Origin of the sequence: Marinomonas sp. A3A, from assembly GCF_018336955.1 — a bacterium.
Classification (GTDB): domain Bacteria; phylum Pseudomonadota; class Gammaproteobacteria; order Pseudomonadales; family Marinomonadaceae; genus Marinomonas; species Marinomonas lutimaris.
Genome location: NZ_CP025532.1, coordinates 3,059,088 through 3,075,074, shown reverse-complemented (window position 1 = coordinate 3,075,074; position 15,987 = coordinate 3,059,088). Strand labels below are relative to the sequence as shown.

The window sequence follows — 15,987 nt, the reverse complement described above, 5'->3', positions numbered from 1 at the left end:
AGAGACGGCTTATTAATGACGGAAATGGCGCATTCCAGTGAAGACCATTGCCATGCCTGCTTCATCAGCAGCGGCGATAACTTCTTCATCACGCATAGAGCCACCAGGCTGGATAACAGCCGTAATGCCAGCTTGTGCTGCAGCATCTATACCATCACGGAATGGGAAAAATGCATCAGACGCCATGACAGAGCCAATTACTTCTAGGTTCTCGTCAGCTGCTTTAATGCCAGCGATTTTAGCGCTGTAAACACGGCTCATTTGGCCTGCGCCTACACCAATAGTTTGTTCTGCTTTTGCATAAACAATCGCATTGGATTTAACGAATTTAGCGACTTTCCAAGCAAACAATAGATCTTTTAGTTCTTCTTCGCTAGGTTGGCGTTTAGAAACGATTTTAAGATCGTCTAAAGTAATAACACCGTCATCACGATCTTGGACCAATAAGCCACCGTTAACGCGTTTGTAGTCTAGTGCAGCTGGCTTGTCTTTTGACCATTGGCCGCATTCTAGCAAGCGAACATTTTGTTTCGCAGCAACGATGTCAGCCGCTTCTTTGCTAACACTTGGTGCAATGATGACTTCAACGAATTGACGATCAACAATTGCTTGAGCGGTTTGTGCATCTAGCTCTTGGTTGAAAGCAATGATGCCGCCAAATGCAGACGTTGGGTCTGTTTGGAAAGCAAGATCGTAGGCTTCAAATTGTGTTGCTGCAGTTGCAACGCCACAAGGGTTGGCATGTTTAACAATAACACAAGCAGGCTTATCGAAACTTTTGACGCACTCAAGAGCCGCATCAGTGTCTGCGATGTTGTTGTAAGACAAAGCCTTACCTTGGATTTGTTTAGCTGTGCTGATGGACGCTTCTTTAGGATTCGCTTCAACATAGAAAGCGGCTTTCTGGTGTGGATTCTCACCGTAGCGCATTTCTTCTTGTTTATGGAATTGTAGGTTGAAGGTACGTGCGAAGTCTTCGCTACCGCCTTCTACTTTTTTACCTAGGAAATTGGCAATAGCGCCATCATAGTGTGATGTGTGTTCAAAGGCTTTAACAGCAAGGTCAAAACGCTGCTCGTAAGTCAAACCACCGTCGGCTTTAAGAGAAGCCAAGATTGCTTCGTAGCTAGAAGGAGACACTACAATCGCTACGTCTTTATGGTTTTTCGCTGCAGAGCGAACCATGGTAGGGCCACCGATGTCGATGTTTTCAATCGCCATTGGTAAATCGCAATCAGGACGTTCAATAGTCGCTTCGAATGGATAAAGGTTAACAACAACCATGTCGATTTCTTCGATGCCGTGCTCTTTCATGATGGCGCCGTCGATGTCACGACGACCAAGAATGCCACCGTGCACTTTTGGGTGTAGTGTTTTAACGCGGCCATCCATCATTTCTGGGAAGCCGGTGTAATCAGAAACTTCAGTTGCTTTAACGTTGCTGTCCAATAAAAGACGGTAAGTACCACCAGTTGAAAGAATTTCAACGCCTTGAGCGGTCAGTTCACGTGCAAATTCGACAATGCCTGTTTTGTCGGAAACACTGATTAACGCTCGTTTGATTGGAGTTACTGTATTTTGATTTGCCATCATGGTTCTCGCAATTAATTTAACACTAAATAAACAAGGGGAAGGTAAGACGAAAAAAAGGGCGAATTCGCCCTTTTTTCTTTGTGCTTATAGCATGCCGTATTGCTTCAACTTCTTGCGAAGTGTTCCTCGGTTTAAACCAAGGATGGTGGATGCTTTTGTTTGGTTATCCTTTGTGTAGCTCATGACAGACTCTAGCAAAGGCGCCTCAACCTCGGCTAAGACTAACTGATATAAGTCTGTTATTGGCTGCCCATCAAGATGAGCGAAATAGTTTTGTAGGGCTTTTTCAACATTGTCACGTAGGGTTTGTGACTGCTCTGAAGAAGCGGCTTGAAACGTATGAGTATGAGTTTGTTCTACCACAGAATGACCTTCTATTTTTAAAGCTAACCATTTATTAATGCACGTTGATCGTCATTGAGAAGGGTGATCTAGGTCTTCTTTTTTGATTTTCAGTACATTAAGTGTAAGGTTCGTTTGCCTATTGGCAAACAAAGAACTCTTCCAATTTATCAAGCTGTTCTTGCGTATTATCAATACGGTTAAACAGACTGCGAAATTGTGTTTTATCCGCTAACGTCTGCAGGTACCAACCAACGTGCTTGCGAGCAATACGCACGCCTAAATAATCACCATAAAATTGGTGTAAGGCGTTCACATGGTTAATAACAAGCTGTCTCACCTCAGATAAAGAAGGAGGTGCTAACAATTCGTTTGTTTCTAAATAGTGGTTTATTTCGCGAAAAATCCACGGTCTTCCTTGGGCGGCTCGGCCAATCATTATGCCGTCTGCTTTAGTGTAATCTTTCACGAACTTTGCTGACTGCGCGTCTTTAATGTCCCCATTCGCAAAAATAGGGATGCTCAAATGATGCTTAATCTCTGCAATTGTGTCGTATTCAACTTGTCCTTGGAATTTACATTCCCGTGTTCGTCCATGAATCGCTAGTGCTTGAATGCCAATATCCTCTGCCATTTTCGCAATCGCAAGACCATTTTTCTGATCAAGGCTCCATCCAGTGCGGATTTTTAGAGTAACCGGAACAGAAACACTATTTACAACAGACTCCAGTATTTCTCGAACAAGTGCTTCATCTTTAAGTAATGCAGAGCCTGCTGCTTTATTGCATACTTTTTTAGCGGGACAACCCATGTTTATATCAATGATTTGTGCGCCTAGCTCAACATTCTGTTGAGCGGCTTCTGCCATCATTTGAGGGTCACCGCCAGCAATTTGAACAGATCTCGGCGAGACTTCCGCGTCGTGAATTAAACGATGACGGCTTTTTGTCGAGTTCCACAGGCGAACATCAGAAGTGACCATTTCTGATACTACTAAACCTGCACCTTGATCATGACAAAGGCGGCGAAAAGGCAAATCTGTTACACCAGCCATAGGGGCAAGAATAACAGGCTTGTCAACGCAATATGGGCCAATAGCAAATGCCATGATGTTCCTGAATACTGGATTGAATGTTAAAGATCGTCGACAGTGTCGAGCGGGCGTGAATAATACCTATGCAATCGTTGTTTTTGAAGTCTTGACAGGCTAAAAATTGACTATTTTTTGTTCTTTTTTTAACCTTTGCACTAAAACAGTGAAAAGAGACCTTTGCACGAAGTCACGAGCGAAGCCAAGACGAGGCAAAAAAAGACGAGAAAGTGGAGTTTATGGGTTATAAATGAGCCCATGTTGTTAAATCCGTAAATAAACGAGTCTATTTTTAACAAAGTATTGGCGAGCACAGTAGTCGTGCAAAATTCTCAAAAATTAGTAAGAGCGAGTGTCTGCCGGAAAGGCTCTCAGCTGATGAGTGACCGCACGAGCACCCGGATCTTGTATAGGAATGACCAAGTGGATCGGCGTATTTGGTGGCATATAGGTGATATCAAGAAAGTCTTTATGTAAGTAATCACTTGGTGAAAAGAGTCGCGCAGCTACCGGTAGGCCGTTTAGGTCAAAAAATTCTAAGGCGATTTTTGGCATCGGTTGAGAGAAGTCACTGGTGTTGGTGATGATCGCATTCACTAACAGTGTATTTGGTATAGACGGATGACTTTGTATACGCACATGTTGAATGGTAATGGCGCTTACATCTTCAAACCCTGGTAGAGCACAGCCTGAGTAAGAGCAAATCGTTTTGTAGATGGCTCTAAAGTTAGATGAGCGACTGCCTTCTTCAAAAAAATGCGAGGCAATTTGTGCGGTCAATAGCGCAATTCCTAATAGAGAGGCAAAGAACCATAGCCAAGGATGTCCTTTTTTCTTATTTGTGAACGATTCACTTTCGCCCATTAGTGGGGCCAGGCTTTCTTGAGCGGACAGTTGTTCAAGAATTGTGTGTTGATTCTTTATGTCTGATGGGCGAGTTTGTTCCGCTGCTGTTTGTGCTAAAGAATGCAAGGCAACCATGTAGTCTGGTTCAGGTGTTGCAGGGCTTTTGGTTGGAACTGGTTTAGGTGAAGGTTTTTTCGCTATAGGAGCTTGCTGTGGTGTTGCCTTAAGAGCGGCTTCCACTTCAGCAAGTTCTAGTTCCCATGGCGCAGGTTCATCCTGTCGGGGTGTTTCGGTAGTGGATCTTTTTGCTTGCTCTTGTTTTCGGGCAGACTCTTGATAAGCGTTGTTTATTTCTGCCGTGTCGATTTCTTTGTGTGTGCTGTTATTTTCTGAACTTGTTGTGATTTCGCTTGGTGGCTGCAGATCTTCGTCATCAAATAGTGTGTGCAACCAATCGGGGTTAACAATTTCTTCTGCTGGGGAAAGTCTAGTATCAATGGTCTCGCTTGGCTTTTGCGCTTGGTGAGTCAAATCCGCCTGTATTTGTTTTTTTTGCTCGACCGATTCTGAAGCTAGATCAGTGTTTTTTTGTTGCGGTTGTTCTTTGCTGTTAGCAGGAGTTGTTTTGTTGTTTGCTGCGTCGCTGGCATTGAAAATATGGAAGCACTGACCACATCTGACTTTGCCCTTGGCCATGCTTAATACTTCATCGCTTACTCGAAATGCGGTTGAACATTTTGGGCAGCGGGTTATTAGGCTAGTGGCCGTAGGCATAGGGTTTTATCTTCCTGTGTAAAACTGTACTGGTAAATCGGTTATTATGCGTGCTTAGTGCCTACAATACGAACCCATTCTTCCTTTTCGGTAATGGAATCGATTGTAAACCATTCTTGATATGCCTCAATCACTTCCTGCGCTTGGTTGGCAAGAATGCCAGAAAGGGCTAATTGACCTTCTTTTTTAACTAGTGCGGAAATCGTTGGCGCCAAATGGGCAAGTGGCCCAGCAAGAATGTTCGCAACCACGATATCGGCTTGTAGATCAGATTCGTATGGTGGCAGTTTTACTTCTAAACGGCTTGGGTCGATCTTGTTGCGTTCCGCATTGGCTTCTGTTGCTTGTACAGCTTGCGGATCGATATCGATACCGACCATGTTATTTGCGCCAAGCAGCAAACCAGCAATGCCAAGAATGCCTGAGCCGCAACCGTAATCTATAATTGTTTTATTTTTGCAATCAATGCTGTCTAACCATTGTAGGCATAATGCGGTAGTAGGGTGGGTGCCTGTGCCAAATGCCAAGCCTGGGTCTAGCATCAGCGTAACCGCATTTGGATCGGGTACTTCGCGCCAGCTTGGACAAACCCAAAGACGTTCGCCAAATTGGATTGGATGATAATTATCCATCCATTCTCTTTCCCAATCTTTATCTTCGACTATCTCTATTTTCATATCGATATCGGTTTCACCAAGGGATTCGGCTTTATGTTCAATTACTGGGCGAATGTGTTCAATATCTGCGTCTGCTTCAAATAGACCAGTCACCTTGGTGTTTTTCCACAGTGGTGTTGTGTTTAGGTCTGGTTCGTATACAGGATCGTCATGTACGTCTTCAAAAGTGACAACCATGGCGCCGCAGTCAAGAAGAGTATCTTCGAAAGCTGGGACGTGATCGGGTGTGGTATGGATACGAATTTGAAGCCAAGGCATAAAGTGAAGTCCAACAAATAAAACAAACAGGAATAGAATAGCGAAGCTTGGAGCGAGAGGCGAGAGGAAAATGATAGCCCCTAGTGATTTATGACGTCACTAGGGGCAAAACTGCAGTCTTTACAGGCCGAGTTTTTTCTCCAAATAATGGATATTAACGCCACCAGCAATGAAATTTGAATCATTTACTAGGTCTTTTTGAAGCTCTATGTTGGTTTTAATACCATCGATGAAAGTTTCATCTAGAGCGCCAGAAAGGCGTTTTAGTGCAGCTGTACGATCCGGAGCATGGCAAATGATTTTAGCAATCATTGAATCATACGTTGGTGGTACTGTGTAGCCACTGTACAAATGAGAATCGACGCGAACACCCATACCGCCTGGTGCATGGAAGTATTCCACTTTACCTGGGCAAGGCATGAAGGTTTTAGAATCTTCTGCGTTGATACGTGATTCAACAGCATGGCCATTTAGCTTGATGTCTTCTTGTTTGAAAGACAATGGCAAGCCGCTAGCAATGCGAAGTTGCTCTTTAACGATGTCTACACCTGTTACCATTTCAGTAACTGGATGTTCTACTTGTACACGAGTGTTCATCTCGATGAAGTAGAAGTTGCCGTCTTCGTATAGAAATTCGAAAGTACCTGCGCCGCGGTAGTTGATCTTGATACAAGCATCAACACAAGCTTTTAAACAAGCTTGGCGAGATTCTTCGTTTAACATCGGTGCTGGTGCTTCTTCCAACACTTTTTGATGGCGACGCTGCAAAGAGCAATCGCGGTCGTATAGGTGGACAGCATTGCCTTGACCGTCAGCCAATACTTGAACTTCAACGTGACGTGGATTTTGTAGGAATTTTTCCATATAAACCGTGCTGTCACCGAAGTAAGAACCTGCTTCAGATTGCGTGATACTGATAGATTTTAGTAGGCTGCCTTCGTTGTGAACAACGCGCATACCACGACCACCGCCGCCCGCAGCTGCTTTAACGATAACCGGAAAGCCGATTTCATTAGCAACACGGATACACTCTTCAGGATCAGAAGGTACTGGACCGTTTGAGCCTGGAACGGTTGGTACGCCTGCTTCTTTCATCGCCTTAATAGCAGAAACTTTGTCGCCCATCAGGCGAATTGTTTCGGCTTTAGGTCCGATGAAAGTGAAGCCAGAACGTTCAACTTGCTCTGCGAAATCTGCATTTTCAGCAAGGAAACCGTAGCCTGGGTGGATCGCTGAAGTATCTGTTAATTCTGCAGCACTAATGATAGCTGGAATGTTCAAATAACTTTGAGCGGATGGGTTTGGCCCTATGCAGATAGATTCGTCTGCAAGGCGCACATGTAATAAGTCACGGTCAATCTTAGAGTGAACCGCAACGGTTTTGATACCGAGTTCTTTACACGCACGTAAAATACGTAGCGCGATTTCGCCTCGGTTAGCAATCAATACCTTATCGAGCATGATGAAACCTTTGCGTTGGATTAAATGATAGTAATAAGAGGCTGGTCAAATTCAACTGGCTCGCCGTCTTCAACAAGGATAGCGCCAATTGTACCAGACTTATCTGCTTCAATTTGGTTCATCATTTTCATTGCTTCAACGATACAGATAGTATCGCCAACATTTACTTTTTGGCCTACTTCGATGAAAGGCTTAGCACCTGGCGCAGAAGATTTGTAGTAAGTACCGACCATTGGAGAGTTTACAGTGTGACCAGCGATAGCTGCAGGAGCTTCTGGCGCTGCAGTAGAAGCAGCAACTGGTGCAGCAGCAGGAGCTGCCATCATTGGAGCAGCCATCATAGGTGCTTGAACTGGAGCACCGCCACGGCTAATACGAACAGCTTCTTCGCCTTCTTTGATTTCAATCTCATAGACGTTAGATTCTTCTAAAAGTTCGATTAGCTTTTTGATTTTACGAATGTCCATAATTACTCTCTTCTGTCTGTGTTGGTGTTTCAGTGGTTATGTTATCCACTGACTATTATGAATTCTGTGTACTGCTTGCGTTATCCAACAAACAGGGCTTTTATAAAAAAACGAATTGTAAAAGCTTGTAACGCGAAATTATCGATAAAAAGCGGGATATTGTCCAGTTTTGCGTTAAAAAAACCGAAAAACGTTTCTTGTGGTTTGTTTTTGATCAAAAGTAAACCTGTGTGCATTTTGGTGAATATTATTGGCCGATAGCACGATTTAAACGATCAATTAAAGTAAATTTGCTTGGTTCTCCCATCAAAGTAAGTGTTTTACGTTCTTCGCCTTTATTGTTTAAAAAAACCAGTGATGGCGGGCCAAATAAGTTGAATTTCTGCATCAAAGCTTGGTTTTTTACTGAGTTTTTTGTGACATCTACTCTAATCAGTTGAACCTTATCAAGTAGTGGTAGCACGTCGGGTGAAGCAAACATGTCTTCTAATATTTTGCAGCTGATACACCAATCCGCATAAAGATCTAGCATAATAGGACGAGAGTCTTGATTTGCTATAATCACATCAAGTTCATCTAAATTCGTGATTGTGGCGTCAAATATTGCTTTCTCCTCTTGTGTTGTTGAGGGTGAGGATAATTTTTTCAAGGGCTGTAGGGGACTGCTGCTACCTATTGTGCCACCAATAAACTCAACGCTGCCGATAAGGAAAAAGGCCAAGGCAAAAAACCAGCGAATAGGGTGTGAGGCGATTCGATAAGCTCGGTGGATAAAGTAGCTGCTTATTGCTATAGAAAGAAGGCTCCAAAGATATAAATGGCTACTTATTGGTAGCCAACGAGTAATTAGCCAAATTGCCATAGCAAGCAAGCCAAAGCCCATCAATACCTTAATGTCGTGTAGCCACTCGCCGCTTTTAGGTAATACTTTCGGGCCAAAAAGACCGACCAGTAACAGTGGAACCCCCATACCAAGCGCCATAACAAAAAGCATCATCGCGCCATACCACGCATCGCCTTGACTACTTATATAAAGCAGAGCACCAGCAAGCGGTGCAGACACACAAGGGGAGACAATTAGCGTAGACAAAACCCCAGCGATAAAAATGCTGGTTGTGGATTTCCAAGCCGAGCCTGTTGATTTGGTCGACACTTGAAGGCGTTGTTGCCATGAACTTGGCAGTCTTATTTCATAGACGCCGAACATTGCTAGGGCAAGTAGTACAAAGACAATTGCGCTACCAATTAATAAAATAGGATTTTGTAATTGAGCTTGTAAATTGAGTTGGGTGCCAAAAATACCAACCAATCCACCAATAGCGGCATAGGTTAGCGCCATGGCTAACACATAAACAAAGCTGTAATAAAATGCGCCTAACTTTGAATGACGAGTGCCAACCACAATCGCACTGACAATAGGAACCATTGGGAGCACGCAAGGGGTTAACGACAAAAGTAAACCCAAGCCAAAGACGGCAATAAGTGTTGTCCAAATGTTATCATTGCTAAGTAACTGACTGACGGATTGTGCTTCAGAAGGAGCAAGATCTGCGTTGGAAGATTGGGAGCTTTCTGCTCTAGGTTGTGATTCGGCTAAACGCTTTTCTGGAGACGATAAAGGTTCGGGAACCGTAAATTGAATCGGCATTTTCTGTGGAGCATAACATAGGCCTTTATCAGCACAGCCTTGGTAAGAAAGTATCGCATTTACTTCAGTGCCAGCCGCAAGTTTGATGTCGTAATAAATAGGCAGTGTCAATTTATCTCGATAAACGGTTACTTCACCATAATAAGGATCTTGTTTTGTTTCCCCGGCAGGAAAGGGTGAGAAATGCAGTTTATCCGCCTGTTCCCCAGACAAGATGAATTGTTCTTGATATAAATAGTAACCATCATTGATTTGCCATGTGGCCATTAATTTTCCGTCTTTAGGGGCGGAAATAGATAGCTGAAATGCTTGATCGACGGGTAAAAATTCTGGTTCTGAAAGGCTTGATGTAGGGCCAAACGTAAAAGCATGAGAAATGTTTTGAAAGATCAGCAAAAAAAGTAGAACGAATAGGCGCATAAGTATCTTCAATCAAATTGAGCGTATTGTGTAAATCCATATTTCACCACGCTGGATAGAAGGTGTAGACTATCAATCCACCTTTAAGTTGCCAATCGCAAGGAGACAAATTGAGTAAAAACCTAGTTTCTTTTCTAATTGCTGTAGTTTTCCTGACAGGCTGTCAGGGAAATGTGAAGTCAACAGAGAAAGATCAGCCTATACAGGACGTAGAAGTCAAAAAAGCTTTGCCTGCTAAGGCTTCTGTTAATCAATCAGTCGATATCGAAAAGCCCGCGACAAAAGCGTCGCAACCTAAAGTAATCAAAACTCCAACGGCTTTTGAGCGATTAACACAGCGTTTGATCGAGCAAGGCGAAATGGCATTGTCTGAAGAGCGATTTTTAACGCCAGTAGACGACAACGCTAACTTGTATTTTCAAGCAGCACTAGGGCGAGATCCTGGTAACTTTCGTGCAACTCAAGGCATTACTGCCATTGTTGATGTGTATACGCAATGGGCATGGCAAGCGGCTAGAAACGGTGATTATAAGAAGGCTGCAAAATATTTAGATTCTGCACGCTCCGTTAATCCAGAAGATCCTGCCACCATAGAAATGACCTCACGTGTAAGTGATTTAAAAGCAAAACGACAGCAGGCGGCTAAAGTTTCAAAAACAAAGCCAGAGCCAGAGCCGAAAGTGCTAAAGAAAGGTCAGTTTTTATTGCCCGAAACACTTTTTAGTCTAAGTGAAGAAGAGATAATCGCAAAAATTCAGCCTATTATAGATGCAGTGGCAAAAGCAGATCGCCCCGTCGCTATTTACTGGCCAAATGACAAACAAGCACGTTTGATTTATCAAATCATTAATAGCCGTGTTCCCGAATTTCGTGTGCGTGCGATGACATACCATCGTGCTGATTACATGGTCGAATTACAACAAGATTAAGGTAGGTCAACAATGTCGTGGTTAGCGAATAAGTTCCAAGGTTTAAAGCCAAGTATTAATTTCTCAAGTGTCGGGAAAGTCGTCGCATCTGCTGTGCTCATTGCCGCTGTACTGTTGAGCTTTTTGGGCATGTATTGGAGCAGCGAACCTGATCAGTTTGATGTTGTGGCTAGTGCAAAAGAACAAGCCACGGAACGCGGTTACTTAAATAACAGTAAAAAACTGGCTGTTGGCTACACGACTGCCAGCACATTGCACACCATAATGGCGACATTGCTGGATAAACCAGGTGGCTTCATTAGCAATGACATACTTCCTCCAGGTGTGTTTATGGACAACATGCCAGCATGGGAGTTTGGTGTATTGGTTCAGTCTCGCGATTTGGCTAGAGCGTTTCGTAAAGAGTTTAGCCGCTCTCAGTCCCAGTCCACAGAAGACGTGAATTTGAAAATCGCTGAGCCGCAATTCAACTTCGATAACAAAAGCTGGGCCTTGCCGTCTAGTGAAAGCGAATATCGTCGTGGCAATAAAGAGCTAATGGAATACCTTGATCGTTTAGCGGGTCAATCAAATAATAAAGCGCAATTCTACGCCCGTGCAGACAATCTTGCAGATTGGTTGTCAGACGTCAGCACTCGTCTTGGTAGCTTGTCTCAGCGCCTATCAGCAAGCGTAATAGAAGACAAACCTCAGCTAGAATCAGACGAAAATACCCGTTACGTGCGTACGCCTTGGTTAAAAGTGGACGATGTTTTCTACGAAGCTCGTGGTACAAGCTGGGCACTGATTCATATACTACGCGCAGTAGAGGTGGATTTTATTTATACCTTACAAGATAAAAACGCGCTGGTTAGCCTGCGTCAAATCATTCGTGAACTCGAAGCGACCCAAGCCAATGTGTGGTCACCATTCATCTTAAATGGCAGTGGCTTTGGCGTATTGGCGAACCATTCCTTGGTTATGGCTTCTTATATAGCACGTGCAAATACCGCGATTATCGACCTACGTCGTTTGCTTGAACAGGGCTAGCGAGTTAATGTCGCCCAGTCATAGCAGGGAAATTCGTCTAGCAGTATTAGACGATGCCCCTGCGATATTAGACATCTTTCAGCATTGCGACCTTTTTGCCAGCACAGGTCATCGACAAGACAATATAGGCTTGATCGACGTCATGGACTGGCTAGAAAGCGTCACCGATAACCACCCTTTGTTAGTCCTAGAAGAGCAGGGCAATGTGATTGCTTGGTGCTCTGTTGAACCTTTTTATGGCTTGCCAGCTTTTGATACTGCTTGCGAAATCAGCATCTATGTCTCGCCAAACAGGCAAGGAAAAGGAATTGGCACACAGCTATTTCAATACCTAGAAGCGAATAGACCAGAGCTTGGTTTCACTCATCTCGTTGCCTACATCTATGCCAGCAACCTTGATAGCCAAGGCTTCTTCACACGTCAAGGGTTTGATCAATGGGGACTATTACCGAATATTGCTCAGAATGAACAGATTAAAGAAGACGTGTTTTTGTTGGGAAGAGAGTTTTAGCTTTTTATTCCCTCCCCTTATGTCTTCCAAGGGGAGGGTTAGGGTGGGGTTATTCTTTAGGTCTTCAAGTCTGTTTGTTACTTCTCAGCGCTTCCTAGTTTGCAAGCTTGGTTCCGCTCTGCTGAGCGGGTAACTTTTGTCTAGCGACACAAAAGTAACCAAAAGGTCGCTTTATCGGGCTATCGCCCAAACGTCTCATTTGCTTTGTTTCACGCTACCTTTAGCAAGACGATTTTTGTCGTAAGGCATGGATTGTTTTTGCTGGTGGAGGAAGGGGATTTTTAACTGACTCTGAAACTCCATAAAGTCGCGCAACTTCGTCGCGTCGAAGCCGCTTTTTTAATTTATCTGGTTCCATTCAACAGCTTTGTATTCCCAACCTTTATTCCGCTCTGCTGAGTGGGTAACTTTTGTCCAGATCCACAAAAGTAACCAAAAGGTCTCTTTATCGGGCTTTCGCCCAAACGTCTCATTTACTTTGTTTAACATTGCGTTTAGCAAGACGATTTTTATCGTAAGGCATAGATTGGTTTTTTCTGTTCGAGAGACTTTGTCTGTTAATGACTCTGAAACTCCATAAAGTCGCGCAACTTCGTCGCGTCGAACTGACTTCTAGAGCGGAAAAAGATTAAGACAAGTCATTCCCGCGAAGGCGGGAATCAAGCACTTATGGTCTAGGGTAGGGCATCATAAGTGCAGTGACTCTTTAGTCAAAAAAATGCCGATGAAAGCGAAGCTTTTATTGTGGGTCGTGGCTTTAGCCTGACAATTAACGGATTCTGAGCTAATAAAGAAAATGTATTTTATGTCTGTATATACAGTCTATTTTTTGAATGGTCACTTTCTTGCGCGTTTTGTACTGGTAGAAAGTAAGAAAGTCTCTTAATATCAATGAATAAGAATCTACTGTGCAGAGATAACGCGCTATGGATAATTGAAATAACAGGCACGCTCGTTTTGCCAGTTTTAGCTTTTGTTGAAACCTTTATAAAACTTTTATTTTTCAAATGCTTATATGGTTACTTGGAAGTTTTTTAAATAGTCTAAACGCGCATGCGCACTATTAAACTGTTAGTGCACAAGGAGAAATACGTGGCTTCCAAATTTTGGACTTTTTTAAATTCACAAATATTCCTTTTAGTTGTGGGTTTCCTACTTACCGGAATGGTCGGCCACTACTTAACTACCAAGTATCAAGATGCGTCTTGGGAGCGTGATCGAAAATATGAAGTATTCAAACAAGAGATTGAAGAGGCCAAGAAAACCCTAGAAGAGGTCAATCTCCATATCTCAGATCGAACATATAGTCTCCAGAAAGTACACTGGAAACTTGAAAGTAGAGATTTAGATGGTGCCGTAGTTGAATATGGAAAATATATTGACATCAAAGACAACTGGAACAAAAAAATACGAATATATCGTAACAAGTTAAAACGACTGGTTGATCACGACTTGGCATTCCTATTACTGGATTCTGAAAATTCGGTCAATGTACCAAAAAAAGAAAGTGTCCATGCATATTTTGCCGACGCTCATACTAAAACACGATCTTGGCTTAAGTGCTTAAAATCAAATTGTGATGATATTTCGAAAAAGGAGAAGATGGCGTACGACTCTCTAAAAGAGCTATTTCAAACAACGGATTATTTTATTGATGAGTCCTATTCTATATTTCTAAGAAAATATAAGCATCTGCACGAATCACCTTCAAATTCAGCACTAACAAACGGCTCAAGTGCGACCGCTAACGCGTCGCCTTAGCCGGGCGTTAAGTTTTCAAGGAGAGATCGTGAGTAGTACCTTAAGCCCCACTTTTCAATGGAGTGAGTTTTTTTGGGAAGCAGAAGTAAATTTACCCGAATGGGCTGGATTCCAAGAGCGGAATGGGCCTTATGGAGCCTTATCATCAAGCGAACCTTCAGATGGAACGATCAAAATAGTTTTTGCTCCAGAGGGTCGTGATGAAGGGCCAATAACCACAGAAGAGATGGAGCTAATAAATTGGTTTCTTTCTAACCAAAGTGATGTCATCGGATCTATAGTAGGCACCTTGTTTTTGAACTACTCGTCTATCAGAGACAACTTCATTGAAGAGTGTGGCGAGGAGATGGCTGAGTATTTTCCACCTGTAAATTTAGCTGATGATATAAAAAGCGTTGTTGGCGTTGTATCAGTCAATATTCATCAAGTGGCTAAAAATGGTATCCCGTTTATCGGAGTTGAAATGGGGTGCAATTGGGAAGAAGAACACGGGCTGGGTTTTCTGCTATATGGCAATAAAATCGTTGAAGTTGGCGGTGCCGATACGGCAATTCTTTTGTGGTTAGCACGGCAGCACGCAAATGAAACTTAACAAGGCCGTCATGTGGGACCTCCGTTCTGCAGCTCGTTTTTTGTGGTCGACTACCACAAAAATGAAGCTGCTCCACTGCGGCCCCATACGGCGGCGTTAAGCCTCTAGGCGCACACATGAAGTACGTTTTAGGAATCCTAATAATGATTTGGAGTATTTTTTCTTCCGCCAAAGACTATCCAGCGGTAGTTGTTGGTGAAGAAGAAGATTTCGTTGACTTAGCCTTTACAATTTCAAGCACAAAGAAACTGGAATCTAGTTCATATGAAATTGTCGTCAAAGGCAACTTGAAAGGCGATAAGGTTGGTTTTGCAATCGAGCTACTGCCTTCGTGGAAACCACAAGAGGTAGAAGGTATTGAAGATGCTTTCTATTGGGGAGAGGCATTCTTCAGGAACACCGGTTCAGATTCAGAAACTTTTATAAAGTCACTGGCTAGTTTATACGGTGCAACCTTAAGTAATGCAACTGTTCCAGATAGGGTGCATGCCCAAGTAGTCGGGCTTGCCTGCAATCCCGAACAGCTTGAAGTATCGCCGTGCAAGATGAAGTTCTTTTTCAATCCCGACGGAGAGGAAGATCTGTATTCTGAAGTTTTTATAAACATTGATCTTGCTGCGAAGAGGCTTGAGTTTAACGAAAAGGACAATGGTTATCGTGCACCATTATTACGTTCGTTGTTGCAATAAAGGCTTAACAAACGGCTGCACTGGACAAATTTCCGCTGTCACCTTTTTTGCGTGGCAAAAAAGCCGCCATCAAAAATTTGCTCGGTGAGCCGGGCGTTATATGAAAAAATGATCCTACTCCAAAGCTCCTGTATACATAGCTGATTGAAAATGACAGAAACATATACCTTAAACGTTCGTCACAGGCCAAATGTTAATGATGATATCGGTGAAAGGCATAACCGATATCTTCAAAACCAAATTGGTATTGGCCAGCCCTGGGAGTTGTCTCCGGGGCCTGAAAATCAGTTTAAAGAGAAAGACATCGGCCCTGGTAATATTTCATCAAATTTGATGATGGGAAGAAGAATGGGCAAAGGTGTAAGTGGTAGTTTAAGTTATTCGTGTCGTGTTGAAAGCTACCTAGATGACAATGCCTCGAAAGATGACAGTATTATTCTGAAATTTAAATTGAGGAGTGTTGACTATGAAAAGCTTGTTCTCACTGATTTTCCATATTTCATTGAGGCTTTTGAAGCATATACAGCGGAAATCGTTGTGCGGGACTTCACTAGGCACGAATTTGAAGAGCGGCAGCACTTCAGTAATACAATTGGAAATCTACGTGAGGTTGTTTTCAGAATCGCTCCAGTAAGCTTCTATGATCGTTTACTTTGTCAGAGAGCTTTCAAATTAACTCCAGAAGAAATCGTAGAAAAGCTCCAAGATAAGGTTGAGAAAGTATATTGTCATTGTGATGGGGTGGTAATAATTTTTTCATCGAAGCCTGTGAGCGCTGAGGTTTATCTCAGCGTTAACGAAAAAATTAAATCTTTGCTCATGAAAAAGACGCGTCCATTCTTAGGTATTTTAAAGTGGTAATCCCATCATCTAACCAAGCGATCATAGGGACATTGTCTA

The 15,987-nt window shown here is 43.0% G+C and carries 15 protein-coding genes; 7 read left to right on the top strand and 8 right to left on the bottom strand.

All coding sequences use genetic code 11. The annotated features are described in order from the left end of the window. Positions 1 to 12: 12 nt before the first annotated feature. The 8 genes from purH to dsbD all read right to left on the bottom strand — a co-directional run bounded on the left by purH (position 13) and on the right by dsbD (position 9,576). Positions 13 to 1,590: a bifunctional phosphoribosylaminoimidazolecarboxamide formyltransferase/IMP cyclohydrolase gene (gene purH / locus CYL31_RS14340; RefSeq protein ID WP_212918916.1), complete on the bottom strand. Its 1,578-nt coding sequence runs from the start codon at positions 1,588 to 1,590 to the stop codon at positions 13 to 15. A gap of 87 nt (positions 1,591 to 1,677) precedes the next feature. Next, the gene (gene fis, locus CYL31_RS14335; RefSeq protein WP_012070668.1) at positions 1,678 to 1,956 is read right to left on the bottom strand and encodes a DNA-binding transcriptional regulator Fis; all 279 of its coding nucleotides are present in this window, start codon (positions 1,954 to 1,956) and stop codon (positions 1,678 to 1,680) included. Positions 1,957 to 2,074: 118 nt separating this feature from the next. Further along, complete coding sequence (dusB, locus tag CYL31_RS14330) at positions 2,075 to 3,043, bottom strand: tRNA dihydrouridine synthase DusB (RefSeq protein WP_212915874.1); 969 nt, start codon at positions 3,041 to 3,043, stop codon at positions 2,075 to 2,077. A 321-nt stretch (positions 3,044 to 3,364) separates the two neighbouring features. Beyond that, positions 3,365 to 4,645, bottom strand: a complete 1,281-nt coding sequence (locus CYL31_RS14325) for a zinc-ribbon and DUF3426 domain-containing protein (protein WP_212915873.1) — start codon at positions 4,643 to 4,645, stop codon at positions 3,365 to 3,367. A 44-nt stretch (positions 4,646 to 4,689) separates the two neighbouring features. After that, positions 4,690 to 5,580, bottom strand: coding sequence for a 50S ribosomal protein L11 methyltransferase (gene prmA / locus CYL31_RS14320; RefSeq protein WP_212915872.1), 891 nt, complete (start codon positions 5,578 to 5,580; stop codon positions 4,690 to 4,692). 120 nt (positions 5,581 to 5,700) lie between these two features. Beyond that, complete coding sequence (accC, locus tag CYL31_RS14315; protein ID WP_212915871.1) at positions 5,701 to 7,041, bottom strand: acetyl-CoA carboxylase biotin carboxylase subunit; 1,341 nt, start codon at positions 7,039 to 7,041, stop codon at positions 5,701 to 5,703. Between the two features lie 20 nt (positions 7,042 to 7,061). Further along, entirely contained in the window at positions 7,062 to 7,508 is a 447-nt protein-coding gene (accB, locus tag CYL31_RS14310) for an acetyl-CoA carboxylase biotin carboxyl carrier protein (RefSeq protein WP_212915870.1), read from the bottom strand. A gap of 247 nt (positions 7,509 to 7,755) precedes the next feature. Continuing rightward, on the bottom strand, positions 7,756 to 9,576 hold the full coding sequence (gene dsbD / locus CYL31_RS14305; protein WP_212915869.1) for a protein-disulfide reductase DsbD: 1,821 nt from the start codon (positions 9,574 to 9,576) through the stop codon (positions 7,756 to 7,758). 110 nt (positions 9,577 to 9,686) lie between these two features. Between dsbD and CYL31_RS14300 the strand changes: the two genes are divergently transcribed. The 7 genes from CYL31_RS14300 to CYL31_RS14270 all read left to right on the top strand — a co-directional run bounded on the left by CYL31_RS14300 (position 9,687) and on the right by CYL31_RS14270 (position 15,948). Continuing rightward, positions 9,687 to 10,505: a tetratricopeptide repeat protein gene (locus CYL31_RS14300; RefSeq protein ID WP_212915868.1), complete on the top strand. Its 819-nt coding sequence runs from the start codon at positions 9,687 to 9,689 to the stop codon at positions 10,503 to 10,505. A gap of 12 nt (positions 10,506 to 10,517) precedes the next feature. Continuing rightward, positions 10,518 to 11,534 (top strand): DUF2333 family protein, encoded by a 1,017-nt coding sequence (locus CYL31_RS14295; RefSeq protein WP_212915867.1) that lies wholly within the window; start codon positions 10,518 to 10,520, stop codon positions 11,532 to 11,534. A 7-nt stretch (positions 11,535 to 11,541) separates the two neighbouring features. Beyond that, positions 11,542 to 12,045 carry a GNAT family N-acetyltransferase gene (locus CYL31_RS14290; RefSeq protein ID WP_212915866.1) on the top strand — a complete coding sequence of 168 codons (504 nt, stop codon included), beginning with the start codon at positions 11,542 to 11,544 and terminating at the stop codon, positions 12,043 to 12,045. Between the two features lie 1,092 nt (positions 12,046 to 13,137). Further along, entirely contained in the window at positions 13,138 to 13,806 is a 669-nt protein-coding gene (locus CYL31_RS14285; protein WP_212915865.1) for a hypothetical protein, read from the top strand. A 28-nt stretch (positions 13,807 to 13,834) separates the two neighbouring features. Beyond that, positions 13,835 to 14,398 carry a DUF6985 domain-containing protein gene (locus CYL31_RS14280; protein WP_212915864.1) on the top strand — a complete coding sequence of 188 codons (564 nt, stop codon included), beginning with the start codon at positions 13,835 to 13,837 and terminating at the stop codon, positions 14,396 to 14,398. Between the two features lie 143 nt (positions 14,399 to 14,541). Next, entirely contained in the window at positions 14,542 to 15,087 is a 546-nt protein-coding gene (locus CYL31_RS14275; protein ID WP_212915863.1) for a hypothetical protein, read from the top strand. Between the two features lie 150 nt (positions 15,088 to 15,237). Continuing rightward, the gene (locus CYL31_RS14270; RefSeq protein WP_212915862.1) at positions 15,238 to 15,948 is read left to right on the top strand and encodes a hypothetical protein; all 711 of its coding nucleotides are present in this window, start codon (positions 15,238 to 15,240) and stop codon (positions 15,946 to 15,948) included. Positions 15,949 to 15,987: the final 39 nt, after the last annotated feature.

Bases quoted from the DNA above. Each gene is read 5' to 3' on its own strand.
- purH (WP_212918916.1), bottom strand. From the start codon at position 1,590: ATGGCAAATCAAAATACAGTAACTCCAATCAAACGAGCGTTAATCAGT.
- dusB (WP_212915874.1), bottom strand. From the start codon at position 3,043: ATGGCATTTGCTATTGGCCCATATTGCGTTGACAAGCCTGTTATTCTT.
- CYL31_RS14325 (WP_212915873.1), bottom strand. From the start codon at position 4,645: ATGCCTACGGCCACTAGCCTAATAACCCGCTGCCCAAAATGTTCAACC.
- prmA (WP_212915872.1), bottom strand. From the start codon at position 5,580: ATGCCTTGGCTTCAAATTCGTATCCATACCACACCCGATCACGTCCCA.
- accC (WP_212915871.1), bottom strand. From the start codon at position 7,041: ATGCTCGATAAGGTATTGATTGCTAACCGAGGCGAAATCGCGCTACGT.
- accB (WP_212915870.1), bottom strand. From the start codon at position 7,508: ATGGACATTCGTAAAATCAAAAAGCTAATCGAACTTTTAGAAGAATCT.
- dsbD (WP_212915869.1), bottom strand. From the start codon at position 9,576: ATGCGCCTATTCGTTCTACTTTTTTTGCTGATCTTTCAAAACATTTCT.
- CYL31_RS14295 (WP_212915867.1), top strand. From the start codon at position 10,518: ATGTCGTGGTTAGCGAATAAGTTCCAAGGTTTAAAGCCAAGTATTAAT.
- CYL31_RS14290 (WP_212915866.1), top strand. From the start codon at position 11,542: ATGTCGCCCAGTCATAGCAGGGAAATTCGTCTAGCAGTATTAGACGAT.
- CYL31_RS14275 (WP_212915863.1), top strand. From the start codon at position 14,542: ATGATTTGGAGTATTTTTTCTTCCGCCAAAGACTATCCAGCGGTAGTT.
- CYL31_RS14270 (WP_212915862.1), top strand. From the start codon at position 15,238: ATGACAGAAACATATACCTTAAACGTTCGTCACAGGCCAAATGTTAAT.